The sequence below is a fragment of the Herbiconiux daphne genome (assembly GCF_024979295.1).
GTDB classification, from domain to species: Bacteria; Actinomycetota; Actinomycetes; order Actinomycetales; family Microbacteriaceae; genus Herbiconiux; species Herbiconiux daphnes.
The window spans coordinates 1-792 of sequence record NZ_JANLCJ010000301.1 but is presented as its reverse complement, the minus strand read 5'-3'; the positions used below and the strand labels follow the sequence as shown (position 1 = coordinate 792).

Genomic DNA, 792 nt, shown 5'->3' with positions numbered 1-792 from the left:
TTGTACGCGTCAACGTAGGGCTGGTGACTCTCAAAATTTAGTGCCTTAATACTGTCAGTATCGGAATAAACGTAATCATTACCAACGTTTAAAATAGCACTCCACAAATTACGGCGAGCGTAGGCAGTAACCCAAATTCCCCACGGATAAAACAAAGCGCGGCCTTTGGATTCGTTATATTTGTGAATTGCTTCCCCAACGTCAACTATTGCAACATCCCATTCGCTTTCGTATGTATGTTCATCTTTTACGGGGTCAGTAACGCACATTCCGTAAACGCTGTTCAACATACCTTTCGATAATAAATATTCTACCTCTTTCCCCTCTACTCCTTTCAACGTGGTTTTATCCTCATACATATTGAGGATGGATTCTATAATCGGTTTAGGGAGGTAGTTTTTAGCGAACCCTACCACGTTGGATACATATATAGCATCCCATTCATAAACCGCCTCGATTATTTGCAGGTCAATATCTACTATTGTCATTTCAACTAAATCGGCGCTGAATACTCGCCCGTTGTTTTCTACGCCTCCCTCCAGTTTCGTGCATTTGCTGGATGAAATATATGATTCATACCCTAATTTATTCCGCATACCCTCTATGCGAATATCCATTAACAGACAATACTTTTTCATATGGGCTTTTAAATCACTCATAGATTTAATAGCAATCGGTCGCCCCTTACTCATAGGGTATTTTTCCGATAGCATTACAGTCGGGTAACTACTGGTTAAATCTACGCTCCCCACGTTCTCTAACACCTTATTAGTGTGATATGGGTTAAGTCGG

The 792-nt window shown here is 40.8% G+C and carries 1 protein-coding gene; it reads right to left on the bottom strand.

Annotation, left to right across the window (positions count from 1 at the left end; all coding sequences use genetic code 11):
- On the bottom strand, positions 1-764 hold a 764-nt coding region (locus tag N1032_RS24825), incomplete at its 3' end, for a DNA polymerase (protein ID WP_259543201.1).
- Between the last annotated feature and the right edge of the window lie 28 nt (positions 765-792).